Origin of the sequence: Limnohabitans sp., assembly GCF_036804465.1 — a bacterium.
In the GTDB taxonomy this organism is placed as follows: domain Bacteria; phylum Pseudomonadota; class Gammaproteobacteria; order Burkholderiales; family Burkholderiaceae_C; genus Limnohabitans.
In genome coordinates, this window is record NZ_DAIRSK010000002.1 from 162438 (window position 1) to 183700 (window position 21263).

A 21263-nucleotide genomic window follows, 5' to 3' on the forward strand; every position below is an offset into this window, starting at 1 on the left:
TCGCTTCAAGACTCAGCATGCGCTCGCGCTGCAGCGGCCGCTCTTAACTTGTCCTTTTTGCTCGGGCGTGCACCTTTGATGCCGCCTGTTCCGTCGTTCAGCGCTGACACAGGCGGCGGAACTTCGGTGGGCTCAAAGCCTTCCAGCACTTCGACAGGCAGTTGCATTTGGGCACGTGTTTGAATCAACAGCCAATGCGCCTGCGAAGCCGCCGTGACAAAACTGAGCGCCTCGCCATGAGCGCCAGCACGGCCAGTGCGTCCAATGCGATGCGTGTAATCGGTGGCTGAGCGCGGCAAGTCGTAGTTAACCACCACGGGCAGCTGCGCGATGTCAATGCCACGCGCCGCCAAGTCGGTAGTGACCACCACCTCCCAGCGATCTTCTTTGAATTCGGCCAGCACATCTTGACGAGCACCTTGGCTCATCTCGCCATGAAACGCGGTGGCAAAAATACCCGCTTTGTACAGCTTATTGGCCACATGCTCACACGCATAACGCGTGGCGACGAACACCAACACGCGCTTCCACGCATGGGTTTTGATAAGGTGGCGCAGCAAAGCCGTGCGGCTTTTTTCGTCTACCTGGATGGCACGTTGCGCAATGTCGGGCGCGTGCGCTTCGGTGTGGGCGATGGTGATGCGCTCGGGGTTGTGCAGCAGCGCTTGTGCAAGGCTTTGCACCGCTGGCTCGAAGGTGGCGCTGAACAACAAGTTTTGTCGCTGAGCGGGCAACAGCGCCAAGATGCGTTGCAGTTCTTCGGAAAAGCCGAGGTCGAGCAAACGGTCGGCTTCGTCGAGCACGAGGTGCTGCACATGGCCGAGGTTCAAGGCCTTGTGATCGACGATGTCGAGCAAGCGTCCGGGTGTGGCTACCACCACATCAGCGCCACTGCGCAGGCTCATCATTTGGGGGTTGATCGACACGCCGCCGAACAAGGTGCCTACTTTGATGGACTGCGCCAAAGGCCGCGCCAAATCGCGCAGCACGTCGCTCACCTGTGCGGCTAGCTCGCGCGTGGGCACGAGCACCAGCACTTGGGTGCTGCGCTTGGTTTTGGTATTTCGTGAATTTGCGGCTTCGTCTCGCGAAGCAGCTGTGGCCATGAGCAGCTGCAACATGGGCAGCACGTAGGCGGCTGTTTTGCCGGAGCCCGTTTGGGCTTGGGCCAATACATCGCGGCCATTGAGCACGGGGCCAATGGCTTGCGCCTGCACGGGCGTGGGAAGCGTAAAGCCGGCTTGGGCGGCAGAGATTTGCAGTTCAGCATTGAGACCGAGTTGCGCGAAGCTCAGGACAGATTGCGCCGCATCGAGCGACGCGAGGGTGTTGTCAATGTTCAATGTGGGCAATCAATGACGGAAGTGCCGCACACCCGTGAACACCATCGCCACGCCACGCTCGTCGGCAGCAGCTATGACTTCTTGGTCGCGCATGGAGCCGCCAGGCTGGACCACGCAGGTCGCGCCTGCATCCACCACCACGTCGAGGCCGTCGCGAAAGGGGAAGAACGCATCGCTGGCCACCACGGTGTGTTGCAGGCTCAGCTTGGCGGCTTCGGCCTTGATGCTGGCGATGCGGGCCGAGTCGAGGCGGCTCATTTGGCCTGCGCCCACACCCATGGTCATGCCGTTTTTGCAGAACACGATCGCGTTGGACTTGACGAACTTGGCCACTTTCCAAGCGAACAACAAGTCATGCAATTGTTCAGGGGTGGGTTGTTTGACGGTGACGATCTTCAAGTCAGCCAAAGCCAACTCGTGGTTGTCGGCGCTTTGCAGCAAGAGGCCTGAGCCCACGCGCTTGGTTTCAAGCGCATTGCGCACGTCGCCGTAGTGGGCGGGCAAAGCGATTTTCATCAAGCGCACATTCACTTTGCTCTTGAACACGTCCAGCGCTTCGGCGCTGAAGTCAGGGGCCATCAATACTTCGACGAATTGTTTGCTGACCGCTTCAGCGGCCGCTTTGTCCACGGGACGGTTGAAGGCAATGATGCCGCCAAACGCGCTGGTGGGGTCGGTTTGAAAAGCCTTGCTGTAGGCCTCGAGTGGGTTTGCGCCCACGGCCACGCCGCAGGGGTTGGCGTGTTTGACGATGACGCAGGCTGCAGCCTGTGAAGGGTCGCCGTTGGCGCCCGTGTCAAAGCTCTTGACACATTCCCACGCCGCATCGGCATCGGCAATGTTGTTGTAGCTGAGTTCTTTGCCTTGCAGTTGCACGCCTGTGGCGAGCGAGCCCACCGCTGGAGCCAAGTCGCGGTACCAAGCGGCTTGCTGGTGGCTGTTTTCGCCATAACGCAGGTCTTGCACTTTCACATACTCCGCGTTGAACTGGCCGCTGAATTGGGCAAGCTCGGGCACGTAGGTTTCGCTCAACTTGTCAGTTTCAAAGTTCACGCTGGATAGGTAGTTGCTGATCGCACCGTCGTATTGGCTGATGCGGTTGAACGCGGCCACAGACAAAGCAAAGCGCAGTTTGTCACTGAGTTTTCCGCTGGCTTTGAGTTCAGCCATCACGTCCGCGTATTGGCTGGCGTCGGTCACGATGCCCACGTCTTTCCAGTTCTTGGCGGCAGAGCGCACCATCGCTGGGCCGCCGATGTCGATGTTCTCGATCGCATCGGCCAGGGTGCAGCCGGGCTTGGCCACAGTGGCTTCAAAGGGGTAGAGGTTGACGATGAGCAAGTCAATCGTGTCAATGTTGTGCGCCTTCAAAGCGGCCATGTGCTCTGGCGTATCACGGCGTGCCAACAAGCCGCCGTGCACTTTGGGGTGCAGGGTTTTCACACGGCCATCAAGCATTTCAGGAAAGTTCGTGACTTCTGCCACCTCAGTCACAGGCAGGCCTTGTTCGGCCAAGAGTTTGGCTGTACCGCCTGTGGAGATGAGGCCCACGCCCAAGGCGTGGAGTTCACGCGCGAGTTCGACGATGCCGGTTTTGTCAGCGACGGAAATGAGTGCTTTCATGCTTTTCTTTGTAAGAGTCTTATTTGATGAGTTTGTGATCGAGAAGTTTTTTGCGCAGCGTGTTGCGGTTCAGTCCCAGCCATTCGGCGGCGCGCGACTGGTTGTGGTCGGCGTGCTGCATCACCACTTCAAGCAGCGGTTTTTCAACCACACGCACCATCATGTCGTGCATGTTGTCGGGCTCAGTGCCCTTGAGGTCACGGAAATAGGCATCGAGGCTGGCACGCACCACCTCTTCAATGTGTTTTTTACTCATGCAAAGCTAAAGGTTCAACTGATAAAACTGATTGAGGCAAGCGCTCATGCGCCTGCGCGAGGTCATCAAAGAAGGCCGCCACGGCGCGGTGTTGAGACGCGCTGTCTTCCAGGGCATTCATGTGTTGGCGAAACGCCCCACCGCCTGGCAAGCTGCGGATATACCAAGCAATGTGTTTGCGAGCGCTGCGCACGCCGGTGCGCTCGCCGTACAGGGCGTAGTGATCGTCGAGGTGCGCCAGCAACAAGCGGCTGACCTCCTCCACCAAAGGCTGGGCCAAGTGTTCGCCCGTGGCCAAGTAGTGCGCGATTTCGCGGAATATCCAAGGACGACCTTGGGCGGCGCGGCCAATCATCACGGCATCTGCGCCGGTAAGCTTTAAAACTTGTTTGGCCTTCTCGGGCGAATCAATGTCGCCATTGGCCACCACGGGCACGCGCACCGATTGCTTGACCGCGGTGATGGTGTCGTACTCGGCCAAGCCTTTGTAGCCTTGTTCGCGGGTGCGGCCGTGCACGGTGATCATTTGCACGCCTGCGGCCTCGGCGGCGCGGGCCAAGGTCACGGCATTTTTGTGTTGGTCGCACCAACCCGTGCGCATCTTCAAGGTGACGGGCACACCGTGAGGCTGAGCCGCATCGACCACCGCCTGCACGATGGACATGGCCAGCGGCTCGTCTTGCATCAAGGCCGAGCCCGCCCATTTGTTGCACACCTTCTTGGCGGGGCAACCCATGTTGATGTCGATGATTTGCGCACCGCGCTCGATGTTGTAGACCGCGGCCTCGGCCATCATGGCCGCATCGGTGCCCGCAATTTGCACGGCGATGGGGCCGATCTCACCCGTGTGGTCGGCGCGGCGGGAAGTTTTGAGGCTGGTCCACAAGTCTTTGCGCGAGGTGACCATCTCGCTCACCGCATAGCCCGCACCCAATTGCTTGCACAACATGCGAAATGGTCGGTCGGTCACGCCAGCCATCGGCGCGACAAACAGGTTGTTTGCCAAGGTGTAAGGGCCGATGTGCATGGGGTGAGAGATGGCAAGCGCTTAAAAAGGAGGCACCATTGTACCTGCTTAAATTTTCAGCAGTTGCAGATTGAATGACCATTTCGTCAGCGTTTTCCAAGCTTGACAAGCCCAGTCACTACACTTGGACCATGGAAATTTGGATGCAATCTATGCTGGCCGCCTTGGCCCTGCCCCAATACGGTCTGAGCACCGTGTTTGTGGTGTCGTTCATCTCGGCCACCTTGTTGCCCATGGGCTCAGAGCCCGTGGTGTTTGGTTTGGTCAAACTCAACCCCGAGTTGTTCTGGCCCGCGATTTTGGTGGCCACGGTGGGCAACACAGGTGGTGGCGCGCTCAGTTGGTGGATGGGTCACGGCGCGCACAAGGTCAGCGACAAATTGCGCCAGACAGAAACCAATCAAGACGCGCGTGCCCTGCGCTGGCTCGAAGCGTTTGGACCCAAAGCATGCTTGATGGCCTGGCTACCGGTGGTAGGCGATCCGCTGTGCGCCGTGGCGGGTTGGCTGCGCCTGCCCTTTTGGCCCTGCGTGGCCTACATGGCGGTGGGTAAGTTTGCGCGGTATGTGCTGATGACGGCGGCCTTGCTTTGGGTGTTTCCGCAGCATTGGGGGATGGGTTAATCAAACCTCAGCCAACCGCTCAACCGTATCTGGATATTTCTCGACAAGACGAATGAGCAAAGAAAAAAAAGCCGCTCACTGAGCGGTTTTTTTTCGCTGCAAAGCAGTGACTTAAGACGAGAACAAGAAGTTCATCACGTCGCCGTCTTTCACCACGTATTCCTTGCCTTCCGCGCGCATCTTGCCTGCGTCTTTGGCGCCTTGTTCGCCTTTGAAGGCGATGAAGTCGTCAAACGCGATGGTCTGGGCGCGGATGTAGCCCTTTTCAAAATCGGTGTGAATCACACCAGCCGCTTGTGGGCCGGTGTCGCCCACGTGGATGGTCCATGCGCGCACTTCTTTGACGCCGGCAGTGAAGTAGGTTTGCAGGCCCAAAAGTGTGTAGGCTGAACGAATCAAACGGTTCAGGCCTGGCTCGTCTTGGCCGAGTTCTTTCAAGAACTCCAAGCGGTCGGCGTCTTCCATTTCGGACAACTCGGCTTCGATCTTGGCGCAGATGGCGACCACGGGCGCGTTTTGCGCTTTTGCAAATTCTTTGAGGCGATCGAGGAAGGGGTTGTTCTCAAAGCCGTCTTCAGAAACGTTGGCCACAAACATGGCGGGTTTGGCGGTGATGAAGAAGAACTGCTTGAGTTCGACCAACTCTTCTTTGCTGAAGTCGATGGTGCGCACGGGTTTGGTGTCATTGAGCGCGGTTTGGCATTTCTCCAAAATCGCCATTTGTTTGACGGCTTCTTTGTCGCCAGAGCGGGCAATTTTGCTCACGCGGTGGAGGGCTTTTTCCACGGCGGCTAAGTCGGCCAAGCACAACTCGGTCTGGATGACTTCGATGTCGGCAATCGGGTCTACTTTGTTGGCCACGTGGATGACGTTGTCGTCTTCAAAGCAACGCACCACATTGACGATGGCGTCGGTTTCGCGGATGTGGGCCAAAAACTTGTTGCCCAAGCCTTCGCCCGTGCTGGCACCCGCCACCAAACCTGCGATGTCCACAAACTCCACAATGGCAGGCACGATGCGCTCGGGCGTGATGATCTGGGCCAACTGTTGCAAGCGCGGGTCAGGCACTTCGACCACGCCGGTGTTGGGCTCAATCGTGCAAAAGGGGTAATTCTCAGCCGCGATGCCCGCTTTGGTGAGGGCGTTGAACAGGGTGGATTTGCCAACGTTGGGCAAACCCACGATGCCGCATTTCAAACTCATAAAAATATCCTTATAACTGCCTCAGATTGTAATGACGCAGCTCTGCCGTTTTAAAACGCCCAATCAGCGCTGACGCGTTGGCCCACACACAGCACTTGGCCAATACCCGCCACAGGCAAACAATTCATGCCAAACGTCAGCGCGCCGTCGACTCTTGGGTCTTGACGATAAGCCAGCAACGTGTCGCTCACCGCAGGGTGGCTTTGGGCCGAGTCGGGGTCGATGTTGGGAATAGGGCACCGCGGACAGGGTTTGACAGGTTTGAGTTGGGCAGGCTCACCTTCTGTGTGGAAGGTGAGTGTTTCAATGCGGTCTTCGTCATGCGCGTTCAAAGGATGCGACTGAGCGTCTTGACCCAACACCACGTTTGCTCGAAAACGTCGCATGTCCACGGCCGCTTCGCCCTTGGCTTGCAAACGGGTGTTGAGTTCGTCCAACGACGCGGTGCTGGCCACCAGCAACGGAAAACCATCACTGAATTGGTTGAGCGATGGCAAACCTTGCGTCCAATGGGCACTGCTAGAGCGGGGGTGGTTTTCGTCAAAACGCACCAAACGCAATGGGCCAAAGCTTTGACCCAAAAACTCGGTCAGCCAAGCGCTGGCGGCCTCTCCCATGTCGAAAGCGGGCACTTGGTCGTACCAGATGCGGACTTGCATGGCGTGAGCCTGTGGGGTGGCTGGCTTGTTTGGCCGTTCAATCGAGTTGCGTCCCTGAGCCGTCCAAGGCAAATGCAACGCCGCCATGCCCGTGGCGTGCAACACCAACTCGGACACGCTTGCGCCTGCGTGCAGCAACTCAGGCTGAACCAGCGCCATGCGCGGCAGTTCACGTTGGGTCAGCATGTCGCCCTGCGCATCCACCACCATCCACGCACGGTCATGGGCCAAACCCGTGGCTGTGAGCAAGGCTTGCTGCACCGAGATACCCGCGCACGACTTGATGGGAAACACCCACAAGGCGGCAATGCTTGCTTGGAACTCTGCACAGGCATGCAGGGGCAGCGCAGCCACTTGGGCTTGTGAAGTAGAGGGCTGAAAACTGGAGGTCATGCTGCATTGTGCCGCCCTCCTACAATCAACTTCATGGTTCAAAAACTAGACGTTTGTATTCGTGGCGATGGCATGGTGGGGCGCACCTTGGCGCTGCTGCTTGCTCGACAAAAACTGCGCGTGGGCTTGGTCAGCGCCACCCCGCAAACTGTGCAGGACGTTAGGGCTTACTCACTCAATAGTACTTCTCGCAGCCTGCTGTCTGAATTACGCTGCTGGCCCGATGGCTTGCATGCCACGCCCGTCCAGCACATGCGCGTGTGGGGCGACAAGGGTGGCTTTACCCACTTTGAAAGCCCTACCCCCGAGGGGCTGACTTGGATTGTGGACGTTCCCGTGCTCGAAGCCCAATTGGCCGATGCCGTGCGTTACCAAGCAGAAATCACCCCCCTCTGCGCCCCCGAAGCCGCCGCCTTGACGGTGGTGTGCGAAGGCCGCACCAGCGCCACCCGCGCAGAGCTGGGTGTGAACTTTGAAGTGCTGCCCTATCAGCAAAACGCCGTGGCCGCCCGGGTGCGTTGCAGTTCGCCGCACCGCCAGCAAGCGCTGCAGTGGTTTCACCGCGGCACCCACGGCTTAGAAATTTTGGCGCTGCTGCCCTTGGGCGGCGCGCAGGGCAACACAGCCAGCGTGGTGTGGTCACTGCCCCCGGAACGCGCCCACCACATGCTGGCTTTGAGTGCCGAAGCATTTGGTGCCGCACTTGAACAAGCAAGCCACGGCGTGCTCGGCCAAATCGAGCTGACCAGCGAACGCGCCATATGGCCGCTGCAACTGGCATGCGCCGACCGCTGGACGGGTAACTTTGCCGATGGCAGCGCTTGGGCGCTGGCCGGCGATGCGGCCCACACCATCCACCCCCTCGCAGGTTTAGGCCTGAACCTGGGTTTGGCAGATGTGTCCGAACTGGCCCATGTGCTGAAAGCTCGTGAGGCCAAAGACTACTGGCGCAGCGTGGGAGACCGTTACTTTTTGCGACGCTACGAGCGCGCGCGCAAATCCGACATGGCGCCCGTGTGGCTGGCCTGCGATGGCTTGCAACGCCTGTTCGCCCACCCCAACACAGGGGTGCAAGCGGTGCGTAACTGGGGCATGAATCGTTTTAACCAACTTGCACCCCTCAAGGCTTGGACCATGCAACAGGCCATGCGCTAAGCAACCGTTGAGGACGCGCTGACCCACCGCGGCACAACTTTTAAACACACCCATTTTTTGAAGCTCAAGCCCATGCAACACACCTTTCGCTCACTCGCCGCCGCCGCACTGATGGCCCTCAGCTTTTGCACTGCCTTGGCCCAAGGCCATGAAGCCACAATCCGCAAAAACCTGAGCGAGCGCATTCCGCAAATTCCAAAGATTGAAGAAATCACGCCCACCCCCTTGGCTGGAATTTACGAGCTACGCCTGAGCACCAACGAGATTTACTACAGCGACGCCGCCGGCAACTTTTTGATTCAAGGCAATTTGATTGACACCAAAAGCAAGCGCAACCTGACCGAAGAGCGCGAGGCCAAACTGAGCGCGATTGATTTCAACACCTTGCCCCTCAAAGACGCCTTCACCTTAGTCAACGGCAATGGCAAACGCAAACTCGCGGTGTTTGAAGACCCCAACTGCGGTTACTGCAAACGCTTCGAACGCGACTTGGCCAAGGTCGAGAACGTGACGGTCTATGTGTTCTTGTTGCCCGTGCTTGGCCCCAATTCGGTTGAAAAATCCCGCAATGTCTGGTGTGCCAAAGACCCAGCCGCCACATGGGTCAACCTGATGCAAAAAGACATGCCGGCTCCTACCGCACAATGCAACACCGCTGCCATTGACCGCAACCTTGAGTTCGCCCGCAAATACAAAATCACTGGCACACCCACTTTGGTGGCGCAAGACGGCACGCGCGTGCCAGGGGCGATTGACAGCGCCAAAATTGAACGCCTCTTGGCCGACGCCAGCAAATAACCCATCAGAAACGAGTCCGCCATGGTTCACTCCCCCATCACGCCAGACAGCAATGCTGGCAAGTTGATTGAGCGCTTAGGCTACACAGGCCTCATCCCCTTTGTGGTGCTGGCCTTTTTCATGTGGATCGTCACACCTGAAGCGCATCCGCTGGTGGCCATGGCACTCAGCGCTTATGGCGCCACGATCGCGGCGTTTTTGGGTGGCATCCATTGGGGCATTGGGTTGCGTCACAACGCACCGCAGCGCAAGCTGCACATGGTGTGGGGCGTGATTCCATCGTTGGTAGCTTGGATAGCTGTCATCATGCCCGCCTTCGCTGGCTTACCTTTGCTGGCTTTGCTGCTGTTGGCCTGTTATTTGGTGGACCGCAAAACATGGCCCGAAGCGGGCCTGCGCGATTGGATGACCATGCGCTTTCGCTTGACCGTGGTGTCCACCTTGGCTTGCTTGTTGGGCGCTGCAGCCACTTAACGCCATGCACTACCGCATCGAAGCCGCCGACCTGCACGCCCACTTGTATGGCGTGACACTCACCATCGCGCAACCCGCCGCAAAACAACGCGTGTCGTTGCCAGTGTGGATTGCGGGCAGCTACATGGTGCGCGAGTTTGCCAAGCAAATCACCGGCATCAGCGCGCGCCAAGGCTCGCGTGCCGTGTCTGTGCAACAGCACGACAAAGCCTCTTGGGCGGTGGACTGCGAAGCTGGCACGCCTCTGACCCTCAACTACCAAGTGCATGCGCACGATGACTCGGTGCGCACAGCCTGGTTGACCACACAGCGCGGCTTTTTCAACGGCACAAGTTTGTGTTTGCAAGTCGAGGGGCAAACCGATGTGCCGCATCATTTAGAGCTGGTCGCGACATCGTTCAACGCGCACGACAAAGCCACCGATCACACACACACACCCTGGCAAGTGGCCACTGGCCTGACCCCCGTCAAAACCGACCGCCATGGCTTTGGCACCTATGTGGCCGCTGACTACGACGAGTTGGTGGACTGCCCCGTGGAGATGGGTACTTTTTGGAGCGGCAGCTTTCAAGCCTGCGGCATCGAACACCGCTTTGTGGTGGCCGGTGCCACGCCCGCGTTTGACGGCGACCGCTTGCTGCGGGACAGCCAAAAAATTTGCGAAACCGCCATCCGCTTTTGGCACGGCCATTCAAAGTCCAACAACAAACGCGCGGCCACACCGCACAAGCGCTATGTGTTCATGCTCAACGCAGTGGCCGAAGGCTATGGCGGCCTAGAGCACCGCAACTCCACCGCGCTGATTTGCAACCGAGCTGACCTACCGCGTCTCAGCGACAGCAGCATCGGCACTGCCAAAGATTCCAAGTCACACGAAGCCAAACCAAGCGACGGCTACATCACGCTGCTGGGCCTCATCAGCCATGAGTATTTCCACACCTGGAATGTCAAGCGTTTGCGTCCTGCCGAGTTTTCGCGCTACGACTACACCCAAGAAAACTACACCCAGATGTTGTGGTTCTTTGAGGGCTTCACCAGCTACTACGACGACTTGCTGCTGCGCCGCGCAGGGCTGATTGACGATGCGCAGTACCTGAAGCTGCTCAACAAAAGCATCAACCAAGTCTTGCAAACGCCAGGGCGCGAGGTGCACAGCGTGGCGCAGTCGAGCTTTGAGGCCTGGACCAAGTACTACCGCCAAGACGCCAACAGCCCCAACCTCACGGTGAGTTACTACACCAAAGGCGCGCTGGTGGCTTTGTGCCTGGACTTGTCGCTGCGTCAGCACGGCGTCAAAAACCACAGTGTCTCGCTAGACGATGTGATGCGCGCCCTATGGGCGCGCTGTTGCACGGGCAAACACGATGGCACGATGACCCAAGCCGATGTGCAGGCTGTTCTAAAAGAACTCACTGGCCGTTCATGGGCGCCAGAGCTCAAAGCCTGGGTGCATGGCACGCGCGAGCTGCCGCTCGAAAAACTGCTGGCCTCGCACGGTGTGGGTGTGCAACACGACCCCGCCCAATTGGCACAACGTTTGGGCTTGCGTGTGGTACAAGAACACGCCGTGCTGATCAAAACCGTGCTCAATGGCAGCGTGGCACACAAGGCTGGCTTTGCCCCAGGCGATGAGTGGCTGGGAGTAGAAGTCACTGGCAAAGCAAACACACCCAACACCACCGCTTGGCGCATCAAAAAGCTAGACGACTTGTTGCTCTACGCAGGCACGGCCAAAAAGGTAGGGGTCCTGGTGAGCCGTGACCACCAACTGCGCCATCTCACGCTTGCATTGCCTGACGCCAAAGCCAACAGCACTTGGCGGCTCGTGTTGCACAACCCCCAACTTGTCCAGCCATGGCTCAGCCCCTAGTTGCGCCCCACCCCTCACTGCTTTAACCCCCATCCACACCTTCTTGGAGAGCCACGCCATGCACTACGAATTCATCACCGTCCACACCGAAGCCGACCAAGTGGGCATCATCACCCTCAACCGTCCCAAGCAGCTCAACGCGCTGAACGCACCACTGATGGTCGAGTTAGGCCAAGCACTGAAAGCTTTTGATGCCAACGAAACCATTGGCTGCATGGTCATCACGGGCAGCGAAAAAGCCTTTGCCGCAGGCGCTGACATTGGTGCCATGGCCACCTACAGCTTTGCCGATGTTTACAAAAACGACTACATCACCCGGGACTGGGAAACCATCCGCAGCATCCGCAAGCCCGTCATTGCCGCCGTCAGCGGCTTTGCCTTGGGAGGCGGTTGCGAGCTCGCCATGATGTGCGACTTCATCATTGCGGCTGACAACGCCAAGTTTGGCCAACCCGAAATCAAACTCGGCGTCATTCCTGGCGCGGGCGGCACACAACGTTTGCCACGCGCCGTGGGCAAATCCAAAGCCATGGACTTGGCTTTGACGGGCCGCATGATGGACGCGGCGGAAGCCGAGCGCTCAGGCTTGGTCAGCCGCGTGGTACCGCTGGACAAGCTGATGGAAGAAACCTTGGGTGCGGCCCTGATGATTTGCGGCTACTCGCAAATCGCTGCGATGGCTGCCAAAGAGTCGGTCAACCGCGCCTTTGAAAGCGGCTTGGCCGACGGCGTCATGTTTGAGCGCCGCTTGTTCCACGCCTTGTTTGCCACGGCAGATCAAAAAGAAGGCATGGACGCATTTGTCAACAAACGTGCTGCCGCTTTTAAGCACCAATAAGCCTTGGTCTCCAACACCCACAAAATGCACACAGCTTGTGGACCATTGATCGCTCGCTACCATGCAGCCATTCCAATCAGAAAGTGCCCATGGAACTCTTGACCGACCCACAAGCATGGATTGCCTTTGCCACCCTCACCGCACTCGAGTTGGTGCTGGGCATTGACAACATCATCTTCATCTCCATCCTGGTAGACAAATTACCGCCTGACAAACGTGAATTTGCACGTCGCCTTGGCTTGTTCATGGCCATGTTCATGCGCATTGGTTTGTTGTTGCTGTTGTCGGTCATCATGGGTTTGGTTCAGCCTTTGTTCACGGTGCTCGAGCAAGACATTTCTGGTCGCGACTTGATTTTGATTTTGGGTGGCCTGTTCTTGGTGTGGAAAAGCACGGCTGAAATTCACCAGTCCCTCGAAGGCGAAGAATGGCACAGTGGCTCAGCTGCTGGCAACACCATGATGTCTATCATTTTGCAAATCATGGTGATTGATTTGGTGTTCTCACTCGACTCCATCATCACCGCGGTGGGCATGGTGGATGACGTCAACATCATGATTGCAGCCGTCATCACCTCGGTCGCTCTGATGATGGTGTTTGCCACCAGCATTGGCCGCTTTGTGTCTAACCACCCGTCTATCAAAATGCTGGCCCTTACCTTCTTGGTGGTCGTGGGCGTGGTGCTGATGGCTGAGGGCTTGGGTCATCACATCCCCAAGGGATACATCTACTTTGCCATGGCGTTTTCGCTGGGCGTTGAAATGCTCAACATCCGCTTTCGTAAGCGCGCCAAGAACGTGGTGCATCTGCACCAGCAGCAGCCCTGAAGCAGGTATACACCCCGCCCATGTATTGAAAATATAATGTCGGGGATGCAAACGCAAGAGAAAATCAATCTTCACCTCCATGCAGCTTTGGTGCTTGTATGTTCGCTGGCGTACTACTTCGCCTTTCATCTCAACATGTATTGGTTTGAATGGTTCGAGTTTTCGCATGGCACCAATTGGATATTCATCCCCAGCGGCTTGCGACTGTTGTTGGTGCTTGTGTTGCCATTGGCAGGGACTTTGGGCATCGCAGCAGCGTCACTGGCAATCAACTACTCTTTTACGAACGATGCACATGTCTACAACATCGTGACATCCCTGATCTCGGCGGGTGCACCCTTCCTGTCGCGCCACATCGCGGTTCATTTTCTTCAACTCAACCCTCAGCTCAACGGGTTGAGGTCTGTCGGGTTCTTCAAACTTTCTGTGCTGTTTGCCGTCATCAACGCCACCCTGCATCAAATTTGGTTTGCTTGGGTTGACCTCACACAAAACTGGCTACAAAGCGCCTTGGTCATGGGAGTGGGTGACTGGACGGGCACCGTGCTGGTATTGACATTTGCCAGTGTGGTGATCAAGGGCTACAAGCTCATGCACAGCACACACGCCCGTTGACCTGACGGCCAAGTGGCAACAATGTCATTGAATCAGCGCAAGCCGACCCCTAAAATTTGATTTGTAATGACCCAGACATACAGGCCCCTCAACAAAATACGCAAGCCCAAGGTATGGCTGCGCCATGAAAAACAACTCAGCAACCCCGAGTACAAAAAGTACTTGTACGAAAAATACAAAGTCACCTTCTCTATGAGTGATTTGCAGTTCACCTTCAATGGACAACAGTTTTCAACCACTGTTCAGTTGATGCATTTGCTGCACCGCTACGAAAGCACTGAATTCAAACTCACTTGGTATGTGCTGGCCGTGTTTTTGTGTTTGCTGGGTTTGGTGTCTTACGGCGTCTTCATGATCGATGAGTACTTGCAAACATTTCGCTAATTTTTCATTCATCGATGCACCCAAGAGTTTCCATCCCGCTGCTCGCCTTGGTCATTTGCGGTGTCTTCGCGACGCACATTCAGATTGAGCCAACAGAAAATGGCAATTTGCTGGCCATCGACGGCCGCAAGGTGGATTTATTGGGGCATGTCAACAACCAATGGGTTGCGCTCACACGAAGCTGTCAAAACGTGACCATGCTGGGCGTTGACGAGGCGCTGTTGCGCCAAGCTCAAAGCACCATCCAAAACTACAGCCCCCCCAACTCCCAATCTGCACAAATTGCCAGTGCATGGTCAAGTGGTGCTTGGCTCTTGGTTGAAGTGGAATTTGACGATCTGTTGCCTGCGGTGGTGACACTCACCCAAGCGAATGGTGCGCTCTCAGTGGTCCCCAATGCCATTTGGAGTGGCTACACACAGCCTTGGGTGGCAGCGCCCTTTATTCGCGACTACCTGTCACGGCAAGCACCAGAGATGCCATCTGATTTAGTCAAGTGCTTCACGCCTCGGTCCAAGAGTTTTACGCAAAACGTTCTATCCCCAGGGTAGGGCCTCCAGTGGGCTGGTGCATTTTGAGAAATCAAGCGACCGAGTCAAGGTCATTTGATTGATGAGACACCCAGTTCTTAGCCATGGATCAAAATAATCTACCTTGAGAGATTGCCTTGCGCGATCATCTCTGTGACCTGAATAAGAACGACATGCCCAAACAACTGGCCAACGCCAATGAATGCCAACGCCACTGAGCCGCCTCATCTAGAGGCAGACCCCCAACCCCCTCTCGCGCTTGTGATTGGCAGCGGTTTTGGTGGATTGGCGGCAGCCGTTCGCCTCTGCGCCAAAGGTTGGCGGGTGCAGGTGCTCGAGAAGTTGCATGAGCCTGGCGGCCGTGCCCGCGTGATGCGTGTCGACGGCCACACCTTTGACGCTGGCCCGACGATCGTCACCGCACCGCTCTTGCTTGAGGAGTTGTGGCGTCTGGCTGGGCGCCATATGGCCGATGACGTCACGCTTCGTTTACTCGACCCTTTTTACCGAATCCAATTCGACGACGGGGACCACTTCGATTACAGCGGTGACCCCGAGCGCATGCGTGCGGAGGTGCTGCGCATCGATCCCACGGCTGGGCCAGGATACGCCGCATTCTTGGCTGAGGCTGACCTTTGTTTAGATCTGTGCTTTGACACCTTGAGTTGCCAATCCTTTGACAACATGGGTGATCTTTTCAAAGCGGTGCCCGCGATTGTTCGCATGAAAGGCTGGCGAAGCCTGCATGCCATGGTCGCCACGCACCTTCAACATCCCAAATTGCGCCAAGCCTTGAGTCTGCAGTCGCTGTTGATTGGTGGCAATCCGTTTTCAGTGACCTGTGTGTACTCCCTCATCAATGCGCTAGAGAGACGTTTTGGCGTGCACTGGACGATGGGCGGCACGGGGATGTTGGTGAAGGGCTTGGTGGATGTGATCCAAGGCATGGGCGGCCGTCTGCGCATGGGCGCTGAAGTGCGCAGCATCCATGTCAGCGATGGACGCGCTTGTGGCGTCTCGTTGACCAGCGGGGAAACAATTGCAGCCGATATCGTGGTCTGCAATGGCGATGCGGCTTGGACCTACAAAAACCTGATCGAAGCCAAACACCGCAAGGTCTGGACCAACGCCAAAGTGGAGAAGGGCAAGTATTCGATGAGCCTTTTCGTCTGGTACTTTGGCACCAACAAACGTTTTGATGACGTACCGCACCACATGATGATGATGGGCCCGCGTTATGAAGGCTTGCTGCAAGACATCTTCAAGCACCACCATCTGTCTAAAGATTTCAACCTCTACTTGCATCGCCCAACAGCCACGGACCCTGCCATGGCGCCGCCAGGTTGCGACACTTTTTATGTTTTGGCGCCTGTCCCCAACCTCCAAAGTGGCACCGATTGGGCCAGTCATGCGGAGCCTTACCGCGCTGCCATTGCCAAAGCGCTAGAAGCCACTGTGCTGCCCAATTTAAGCCAGCACCTGACGGTCTCGTTCATGACCCATCCGCAAGACTTTCAAGACCATCTGCTGTCCTACCAAGGCGCAGCCTTTGGGCTGGAGCCGCTGATGACGCAAAGCGCTTGGTTTAGACCGCACAACCGGAGCGAAGACATTCAAAACCTGTTCATGGTGGGTGCCAGCACCCATCCTGGCGCTGGCATACCGGGTGTGCTGATGTCGGCAAAAGCGCTGGACACCGTGCTACCCGAGGCGACTACTTTTAAGCGGTCCTTGTGATGCACAGCAGCCATCTTTTGTGGATACAAACAAGTGCAGTGGCGCAGCGGCTGCTACTAGAACAATGGCGGCAACAGCGCGGCCTGATTTTTTGGGCTGTGTTTCCCTCGACGATGATGCTGCTGTTTGGTTTGGTCTATGCGCACAACGACAGCATGCGTGCTGGTTTGGATGCGGCGGCAGCAGGTATTTTGGTAGGTGCCGCGCTGTTTTTCAGTTGCTTGGGTGGCACCGTCGCGGTGATCGCCTCTGAACGCGAGAGAGGCACGCTGCCCCGTTTGCTCACCACACCTCTGCTGCCCGCTGCCTACTTTTTGGGCGTGGTCATGGCTCAGCTGTTGCTGGCTTTGATGCAAGTGGTCATGCTCTACAGCATTGCCCTGCTCATCGGTGTTCAATACCATGGCAGCCTTTTATTGGGCGGCGTGGTGTTGCTGCTCTGCGTCTTTTCCTACGTGGGCATGGGATTTTTTCTAGGTGCACGCTTTGCGAGACGCAGCGAAGAAGTGGTGGTGGCCTTGTCGGCGATAGGTGTGCCGCTGTTGGTGCTTGGCGGCACTTTTTTCCCACTCGAGATCATGCCAGTGGGCATGCAAGCCGTGGCCCAAATCAACCCCATGCTGCACATGAACCAAGCCTTCAAAGGGGTGGCAGCCTACGGCATGGGGTGGCATGAATTGCGCTTTGAGTTGACGTTTTTGTTGGTGTTTTGTGGCCTATCTCTGGCTTTGGGCATGCAGTCTTATCGGCATCTGCTGGGTGTGGACAAACACAAATGACAACGGTTCTCCACATCGATGATCTTCACAAGTGGTATGGCAGCCAGCATGTCTTGAATGGGTTCCATCTGCGGGTAGAGCCAGGCGAGGTGGTGGGTCTGCTTGGGCCCAATGGGTGCGGCAAATCGACGGTTCTCAACATCGTTGGCAAGCTTGTGTCCTACGACCATGGACAGGTGCGCTTGATGGGTAAGCCGTTGATGGAACTGGGTTATCGCGCGCGCGGCATGGTTGGCGTGTGTTCGCAGCACTGCGCTCTGTATCCTGATTTGCTGCCCGCTGAAAACCTGCACTTTTTTGCCCGCGTGTACGGCTTGTCTGACAAGCAACGCACACAACGGGTGGCAGAGTTGATGCACAGCTTTGAACTGGACAACTACGCACACACCCGCGTGGGCAAGCTGTCGGGCGGCTGGCAACAGCGGCTTCACTTGGCCGTTGCCTTGATCCACCGACCCCAGCTGCTATTGCTGGACGAGCCCACCGCAGCTGTTGACTTACAAGCGCGCATGGATCTTTGGCGTCTGATCGAGGGCTTGCGTGACAGCGGCACAACCATCTTGCTCACCAGTCATCATCTTGCGGAGGCCCAGCGACTGTGCAGCCGAGTGGCCATGATGCGCTGCGGCCAAGTGGTGGCCGAGGGCAGCGTGCCGCAATTGTTAGCCCGCATCCCTGGCCAAGCAGTGGCCATGGTGCAGTCGACTGACAGCGCTGCCCTGACGCAACGGGCTCTGAGCTTAGGTTGGACCGTTCGCCAACACGCGGATCAAATACGTCTTTTGCTGCCTCACGATTTGAGCTTGCGAGAGATTGTTGACGCGCTAGACGGGACACAGGTCAGCGCCGTGCGTGTGCAACCCGTCACCCTAGAAGATGCCTACCTTGAGCTTGTCGGTCACACTCCGATAACAGCCTCCAGCCAAACTGAACACACCATCACACCACCATGAGAGACAAAATTCCTCTGTTCCCCCTGTCGCATGGCTTGTTTCCAGATGGCATGCTGTCGCTGCAAATTTTCGAAGTTCGCTACCTTGACTTGATCAAACGTTGCCACCAACAAGGCCTTGCGTTTGGTGTGATCGGGTTAAAAAAAGGCAGCGAGGTGCAAGTGCCAGGTGAGGTGCCTTTGCTGCACGCCTTCGGCTGTGTTGCACACATCCGAGACTTTCAGCAGCTTCAACCCAACTTGTTTCTGGTGACGTGCCAAGGTGGGCCGCGCTTTGAGTTGCATGACACACAAGCCGGGCCATTGGGCGTCTGGCAAGGTGACATCACCTACCTTGCGAACGACCCAGAAGTTGAATTACCAACGGCACTGCAAAAAAATGCGGATCGATTAGGTCAAGTGATCGCGCGTGCACAGCAGCAGGGGCAAATCCAACACCTGCCCATTTTTCAACCCTATCTGTTGGACCAATGTGGCTGGGTGGCTAACCGCTTTGCAGAAGCCATGGCCATCGATACCGAACAGAAACAAGCGCTCTTGCGCGAACTGGACCCCTTGAAAAGACTGCAAGACGTGGATTGGCTGCTGTCAAATGCCAACTTAGATTAGACGCAATCGCTCTGAAATTTTTCGCGCCAGCTGAGGCCGCAAATTAGCGTGCACAAACTTTCCGAAATAGGTGTTTTGACTGCCCTGCCTCAGTTCAACGATTTCGTTCAGATGGCTCACAGTGTCGACTCGGGTCAGCGACTTGACCAATTGCACCTGGTGGGTTTTAAACCCAACTTTTCTCTCTAAGGTGATGACGTTGCCGTCCACGGTTAATTTTTCATAATCATTGGCATGGATGGCATTGTAAAAATAAGCCATCACCAGTGCTGCAATCTCTACCAAGCAAAAGGGCAACACCAACGATGCCCCCATCCAATAAAAACCAAAACCAATCAGCAAAGAAACAACACCCAGGCCCATAAAAATAAATGCCAAGTGCGACGGTGCCATTGAAATATTTCTCTTCAGGTGCCAGACCCAGCCAGTGCCATCCAACTTGCCTGAAATACGGTCTGATAAATGAACGTTGCTCGTATCCATGGATCGAATCAGTTGACGAGGGGGGAAGTGACTTGGTTTGCGCAATGCGCAAGCCAACGAATACGGCGGCAATAGGCCACAAAGCGACTCGCGCGGCGCTGCAACCACCTCAGCCATGTTGCGCCTGCGCCTCGCCATTGCACCACCCGCGAGGGCAAGTGATGAATCAAAAACAACAGCACGGTGTAGAGCATCAGTTTGCCCATGAACACCATGCCCGCTATAGCCAAAGGCGCCACCCCGCCCAAAGCCAGTAAAGCAATGGAGGCGCGTGGTGCGTCTGGAAAAACAGACACAAACACCAGTCCGACCGGCCCCCAGGTTCGCACCCAATGCAAGGCTTGTGGGCCTTGGTCGCCCAGAAGGTTCAAGCCCAACCACTCACCCGATGGGCTCCACGTCCCCAAAACCAAAGCCAAGAAAGAAGCACTCAAGGCACTCGCCGCTGCAAACGACAGCACGACAACTTTGCCTTGTTGCGGCTGAAGAATGCACAAAACCACCACAAACATTTCAGCGGGCAAAACCGGCAAGAACCCATCCAAAACTGAAAACAAGGCCAAGAAAAAAATGGTTAGCTGCTGTGTGCCATGGCGCAAAAGCACAGTTTGGCACTGCTTGAAAAAGCGCTGCACCAAGCCCATCAATCCACAACAGCTTGGCTTGGGCCCGAAGCCTGGTCATCCACACGGGTGGTGTCATTGGACTGTGGGAAACACATCTTTTCCCCATCCCACGTTTGGCCGCACCAACACTGTCCGTCTTCGTTGATGATGCAAGTCCCGGTTCCGCAGCATCTTGGGTCTTCAGTCATTGGGTTCTCCGCAAAAGGTTCAATCAGCAATTGGCTCGGCGGTGATTTGCCACCGAACGGTCTTCAAATTTCATCTCAGGGCTTCTCAAAGCACGGTGTTTGGTCACTCGGCCTTTCATGCGCATGCGCCACAAACGGAAAGAGCTGGCATTGAGTTCGTGGCGCATGAGTTGAATGACCTCAGATTCTGACAGCCCCACACGCTCATGAATCGTTTCAAAGGTCGTCCTGTCCTCCCAGGCCATTTGAATCACGGCCGAGACATCACCTGGAGAAAGAAGTGCAAGCCGTTGAGAAAATTTAACTGACATGGCTGATTTAAGGATGAACAGACATGTTGGCGCAAATCTGGCTCATGTCAATCACCCGAGTGGGCAAGGTCACTTTGCTGTAGACGATTTGCGATTTACTCCCAAATGAAATGGATGCGTTTTTGGGCGCTGTGATTTCGGTGTGATCGAGGTACACATTCAAAAGACTCAGTCGATCCACCGTCACGCGCACGTCAATCCAATCCAAGATCGACTGCAAATGCGCCAGACTTTCTAAGTCGTGCGTCCACTGCCACGCCTGCCCGCGCGGCACACGGCGACCATGGCCTTCTTTGTTGTGGAGCATGTAAGAAAATCTCATCACCCAAGATTTTGAGAGATTTCTCTATCAAAAGTTAAATTATCTGTGGTGATTCTGATTTTTCGACAATTTAGCTACTCAATAACTACTCAAAACAGGCGCTGAATGACAAATTAAATTCAATGTGGTCACACTTTTTGACAAACACCGCTAGCGCCAAAATTAAGACCCTGAATCAGTATTGTGTTGCCGGAATTCACAGGGATTAATAAAAACTCTGTATTTCCTCCCAGTTCAGGCGTCACCACTACGCCCTTTTTTGCACCAGGCATTTGTGGAAAATCAGTCAGCGTTATCGCCCTGTTGGATATGGCCTCAACTCTGTAAGTCACAGTATCTGAATTTCGATTAAAGGTGCCTTGGTTGACCACGATATAAGCTTTGTTGTTGGTCAAATCAAGTTGTACAGATGCATTCAATCCCTCAGTGTCAATGGTTCCGCCCGTTTGACGCATCGCCACTTCATAGGGATTGGCTACATTAAAAATCCCAGCGCAAACACCAGAAAAGGCTGAAGTTGTGGACTGCGCTAGTGTTTTAGGTGCTATGAATATTGCAGCCCCTAACACTGACGCTGCAAAAATGACACCGATCATTCGGAAACTTAAATTGCGCATATTCATCCTTTACTTATTGAG

The 21263-nt window shown here is 56.1% G+C and carries 25 protein-coding genes; 14 read left to right on the plus strand and 11 right to left on the minus strand.

Features of this window, described 5'->3' with window-relative positions:
* Positions 1 to 5: 5 nt before the first annotated feature.
* From V7Q41_RS01955 to dusB, 4 genes are read right to left on the minus strand one after another with little or no spacing between them, the layout of a single operon-like run.
* On the minus strand, positions 6 to 1295 hold the full coding sequence (locus V7Q41_RS01955; RefSeq protein ID WP_333842149.1) for a DEAD/DEAH box helicase: 1290 nt from the start codon (positions 1293 to 1295) through the stop codon (positions 6 to 8).
* Positions 1296 to 1352: 57 nt separating this feature from the next.
* Entirely contained in the window at positions 1353 to 2966 is a 1614-nt protein-coding gene (gene purH / locus V7Q41_RS01960; RefSeq protein WP_333842095.1) for a bifunctional phosphoribosylaminoimidazolecarboxamide formyltransferase/IMP cyclohydrolase, read from the minus strand.
* Between the two features lie 19 nt (positions 2967 to 2985).
* Positions 2986 to 3222 carry a helix-turn-helix domain-containing protein gene (locus V7Q41_RS01965; RefSeq protein ID WP_333842098.1) on the minus strand — a complete coding sequence of 79 codons (237 nt, stop codon included), beginning with the start codon at positions 3220 to 3222 and terminating at the stop codon, positions 2986 to 2988.
* Entirely contained in the window at positions 3215 to 4249 is a 1035-nt protein-coding gene (gene dusB, locus V7Q41_RS01970; protein WP_333842100.1) for a tRNA dihydrouridine synthase DusB, read from the minus strand. The genes V7Q41_RS01965 and dusB overlap by 8 nt, the downstream gene beginning before the upstream one ends.
* A gap of 131 nt (positions 4250 to 4380) precedes the next feature.
* On the opposite strand from dusB, the gene V7Q41_RS01975 reads away from it, so the two are divergent.
* Entirely contained in the window at positions 4381 to 4872 is a 492-nt protein-coding gene (locus V7Q41_RS01975; RefSeq protein WP_333842152.1) for a YqaA family protein, read from the plus strand.
* 111 nt (positions 4873 to 4983) lie between these two features.
* On the opposite strand, the gene ychF is transcribed toward V7Q41_RS01975, so the two are convergent.
* Positions 4984 to 6075: a redox-regulated ATPase YchF gene (ychF, locus tag V7Q41_RS01980; protein WP_333842101.1), complete on the minus strand. Its 1092-nt coding sequence runs from the start codon at positions 6073 to 6075 to the stop codon at positions 4984 to 4986.
* 50 nt (positions 6076 to 6125) lie between these two features.
* Entirely contained in the window at positions 6126 to 7127 is a 1002-nt protein-coding gene (locus V7Q41_RS01985; RefSeq protein WP_333842103.1) for an MOSC domain-containing protein, read from the minus strand.
* A gap of 33 nt (positions 7128 to 7160) precedes the next feature.
* On the opposite strand from V7Q41_RS01985, the gene V7Q41_RS01990 reads away from it, so the two are divergent.
* The 13 genes from V7Q41_RS01990 to V7Q41_RS02050 all read left to right on the plus strand — a co-directional run bounded on the left by V7Q41_RS01990 (position 7161) and on the right by V7Q41_RS02050 (position 18695).
* A complete protein-coding gene (locus tag V7Q41_RS01990) occupies positions 7161 to 8282 on the plus strand; it encodes an FAD-dependent monooxygenase (RefSeq protein WP_333842108.1) in 1122 nt (373 codons plus the stop codon).
* Positions 8283 to 8354: 72 nt separating this feature from the next.
* A complete protein-coding gene (locus V7Q41_RS01995; RefSeq protein WP_442918778.1) occupies positions 8355 to 9080 on the plus strand; it encodes a DsbC family protein in 726 nt (241 codons plus the stop codon).
* Between the two features lie 21 nt (positions 9081 to 9101).
* Positions 9102 to 9554 (plus strand): DUF3429 domain-containing protein, encoded by a 453-nt coding sequence (locus V7Q41_RS02000; protein WP_333842111.1) that lies wholly within the window; start codon positions 9102 to 9104, stop codon positions 9552 to 9554.
* A 4-nt stretch (positions 9555 to 9558) separates the two neighbouring features.
* On the plus strand, positions 9559 to 11424 hold the full coding sequence (locus tag V7Q41_RS02005; RefSeq protein ID WP_333842113.1) for a M61 family metallopeptidase: 1866 nt from the start codon (positions 9559 to 9561) through the stop codon (positions 11422 to 11424).
* Positions 11425 to 11482: 58 nt separating this feature from the next.
* The gene (locus V7Q41_RS02010; RefSeq protein ID WP_333842116.1) at positions 11483 to 12262 is read left to right on the plus strand and encodes an enoyl-CoA hydratase; all 780 of its coding nucleotides are present in this window, start codon (positions 11483 to 11485) and stop codon (positions 12260 to 12262) included.
* Positions 12263 to 12351: 89 nt separating this feature from the next.
* Entirely contained in the window at positions 12352 to 13089 is a 738-nt protein-coding gene (locus V7Q41_RS02015) for a TerC family protein (RefSeq protein WP_333842118.1), read from the plus strand.
* Positions 13090 to 13134: 45 nt separating this feature from the next.
* Positions 13135 to 13704, plus strand: coding sequence for a hypothetical protein (locus V7Q41_RS02020; RefSeq protein WP_333842120.1), 570 nt, complete (start codon positions 13135 to 13137; stop codon positions 13702 to 13704).
* Positions 13705 to 13770: 66 nt separating this feature from the next.
* Positions 13771 to 14088 carry a hypothetical protein gene (locus V7Q41_RS02025; RefSeq protein ID WP_333842123.1) on the plus strand — a complete coding sequence of 106 codons (318 nt, stop codon included), beginning with the start codon at positions 13771 to 13773 and terminating at the stop codon, positions 14086 to 14088.
* A gap of 14 nt (positions 14089 to 14102) precedes the next feature.
* Entirely contained in the window at positions 14103 to 14639 is a 537-nt protein-coding gene (locus tag V7Q41_RS02030; RefSeq protein ID WP_333842125.1) for a hypothetical protein, read from the plus strand.
* Positions 14640 to 14816: 177 nt separating this feature from the next.
* Entirely contained in the window at positions 14817 to 16355 is a 1539-nt protein-coding gene (gene crtI, locus V7Q41_RS02035; protein WP_333842126.1) for a phytoene desaturase family protein, read from the plus strand.
* Positions 16355 to 17134, plus strand: coding sequence for an ABC transporter permease (locus V7Q41_RS02040; protein ID WP_333842128.1), 780 nt, complete (start codon positions 16355 to 16357; stop codon positions 17132 to 17134). The genes crtI and V7Q41_RS02040 overlap by 1 nt, the downstream gene beginning before the upstream one ends.
* Positions 17131 to 18087, plus strand: coding sequence for an ABC transporter ATP-binding protein (locus V7Q41_RS02045; RefSeq protein ID WP_333842129.1), 957 nt, complete (start codon positions 17131 to 17133; stop codon positions 18085 to 18087). The genes V7Q41_RS02040 and V7Q41_RS02045 overlap by 4 nt, the downstream gene beginning before the upstream one ends.
* Positions 18084 to 18695 (plus strand): LON peptidase substrate-binding domain-containing protein, encoded by a 612-nt coding sequence (locus tag V7Q41_RS02050; RefSeq protein ID WP_333842130.1) that lies wholly within the window; start codon positions 18084 to 18086, stop codon positions 18693 to 18695. Before V7Q41_RS02045 ends, V7Q41_RS02050 begins: the two co-directional genes overlap by 4 nt.
* Here V7Q41_RS02050 and V7Q41_RS02055 read toward each other — a convergent pair.
* The 5 genes from V7Q41_RS02055 to V7Q41_RS02075 all read right to left on the minus strand — a co-directional run bounded on the left by V7Q41_RS02055 (position 18687) and on the right by V7Q41_RS02075 (position 21248).
* A complete protein-coding gene (locus V7Q41_RS02055; RefSeq protein WP_333842132.1) occupies positions 18687 to 19178 on the minus strand; it encodes a DUF2244 domain-containing protein in 492 nt (163 codons plus the stop codon). The two genes, V7Q41_RS02050 and V7Q41_RS02055, sit on opposite strands and share 9 nt — an antisense overlap.
* 8 nt (positions 19179 to 19186) lie before the next feature.
* Entirely contained in the window at positions 19187 to 19741 is a 555-nt protein-coding gene (locus V7Q41_RS02060; RefSeq protein WP_333842134.1) for a hypothetical protein, read from the minus strand.
* A gap of 274 nt (positions 19742 to 20015) precedes the next feature.
* A complete protein-coding gene (locus V7Q41_RS02065) occupies positions 20016 to 20303 on the minus strand; it encodes a TIGR03643 family protein (RefSeq protein WP_333842136.1) in 288 nt (95 codons plus the stop codon).
* 7 nt (positions 20304 to 20310) lie between these two features.
* Complete coding sequence (locus V7Q41_RS02070) at positions 20311 to 20625, minus strand: hypothetical protein (protein ID WP_333842138.1); 315 nt, start codon at positions 20623 to 20625, stop codon at positions 20311 to 20313.
* Positions 20626 to 20753: 128 nt separating this feature from the next.
* The gene (locus V7Q41_RS02075; RefSeq protein WP_333842141.1) at positions 20754 to 21248 is read right to left on the minus strand and encodes a hypothetical protein; all 495 of its coding nucleotides are present in this window, start codon (positions 21246 to 21248) and stop codon (positions 20754 to 20756) included.
* Positions 21249 to 21263: the final 15 nt, after the last annotated feature.

Excerpts from the sequence above, each read along its gene's own strand:
- V7Q41_RS02070 (WP_333842138.1), bottom strand. The coding sequence starts at position 20,625 with ATGAGATTTTCTTACATGCTCCACAACAAAGAAGGCCATGGTCGCCGT.
- ychF (WP_333842101.1), bottom strand. The coding sequence starts at position 6,075 with ATGAGTTTGAAATGCGGCATCGTGGGTTTGCCCAACGTTGGCAAATCC.
- V7Q41_RS01985 (WP_333842103.1), bottom strand. The coding sequence starts at position 7,127 with ATGACCTCCAGTTTTCAGCCCTCTACTTCACAAGCCCAAGTGGCTGCG.
- dusB (WP_333842100.1), bottom strand. The coding sequence starts at position 4,249 with ATGCACATCGGCCCTTACACCTTGGCAAACAACCTGTTTGTCGCGCCG.
- V7Q41_RS02075 (WP_333842141.1), bottom strand. The coding sequence starts at position 21,248 with ATGAATATGCGCAATTTAAGTTTCCGAATGATCGGTGTCATTTTTGCA.
- V7Q41_RS01990 (WP_333842108.1), top strand. The coding sequence starts at position 7,161 with ATGGTTCAAAAACTAGACGTTTGTATTCGTGGCGATGGCATGGTGGGG.
- V7Q41_RS02015 (WP_333842118.1), top strand. The coding sequence starts at position 12,352 with ATGGAACTCTTGACCGACCCACAAGCATGGATTGCCTTTGCCACCCTC.
- V7Q41_RS02040 (WP_333842128.1), top strand. The coding sequence starts at position 16,355 with ATGCACAGCAGCCATCTTTTGTGGATACAAACAAGTGCAGTGGCGCAG.
- V7Q41_RS02065 (WP_333842136.1), bottom strand. The coding sequence starts at position 20,303 with ATGTCAGTTAAATTTTCTCAACGGCTTGCACTTCTTTCTCCAGGTGAT.
- V7Q41_RS02005 (WP_333842113.1), top strand. The coding sequence starts at position 9,559 with ATGCACTACCGCATCGAAGCCGCCGACCTGCACGCCCACTTGTATGGC.
- V7Q41_RS01995 (WP_442918778.1), top strand. The coding sequence starts at position 8,355 with ATGCAACACACCTTTCGCTCACTCGCCGCCGCCGCACTGATGGCCCTC.
- V7Q41_RS01975 (WP_333842152.1), top strand. The coding sequence starts at position 4,381 with ATGGAAATTTGGATGCAATCTATGCTGGCCGCCTTGGCCCTGCCCCAA.
- crtI (WP_333842126.1), top strand. The coding sequence starts at position 14,817 with ATGAATGCCAACGCCACTGAGCCGCCTCATCTAGAGGCAGACCCCCAA.
- V7Q41_RS01965 (WP_333842098.1), bottom strand. The coding sequence starts at position 3,222 with ATGAGTAAAAAACACATTGAAGAGGTGGTGCGTGCCAGCCTCGATGCC.
- V7Q41_RS02055 (WP_333842132.1), bottom strand. The coding sequence starts at position 19,178 with ATGGATACGAGCAACGTTCATTTATCAGACCGTATTTCAGGCAAGTTG.
- V7Q41_RS02045 (WP_333842129.1), top strand. The coding sequence starts at position 17,131 with ATGACAACGGTTCTCCACATCGATGATCTTCACAAGTGGTATGGCAGC.
- purH (WP_333842095.1), bottom strand. The coding sequence starts at position 2,966 with ATGAAAGCACTCATTTCCGTCGCTGACAAAACCGGCATCGTCGAACTC.
- V7Q41_RS02000 (WP_333842111.1), top strand. The coding sequence starts at position 9,102 with ATGGTTCACTCCCCCATCACGCCAGACAGCAATGCTGGCAAGTTGATT.
- V7Q41_RS02010 (WP_333842116.1), top strand. The coding sequence starts at position 11,483 with ATGCACTACGAATTCATCACCGTCCACACCGAAGCCGACCAAGTGGGC.
- V7Q41_RS02020 (WP_333842120.1), top strand. The coding sequence starts at position 13,135 with ATGCAAACGCAAGAGAAAATCAATCTTCACCTCCATGCAGCTTTGGTG.
- V7Q41_RS02030 (WP_333842125.1), top strand. The coding sequence starts at position 14,103 with ATGCACCCAAGAGTTTCCATCCCGCTGCTCGCCTTGGTCATTTGCGGT.
- V7Q41_RS02025 (WP_333842123.1), top strand. The coding sequence starts at position 13,771 with ATGACCCAGACATACAGGCCCCTCAACAAAATACGCAAGCCCAAGGTA.
- V7Q41_RS02050 (WP_333842130.1), top strand. The coding sequence starts at position 18,084 with ATGAGAGACAAAATTCCTCTGTTCCCCCTGTCGCATGGCTTGTTTCCA.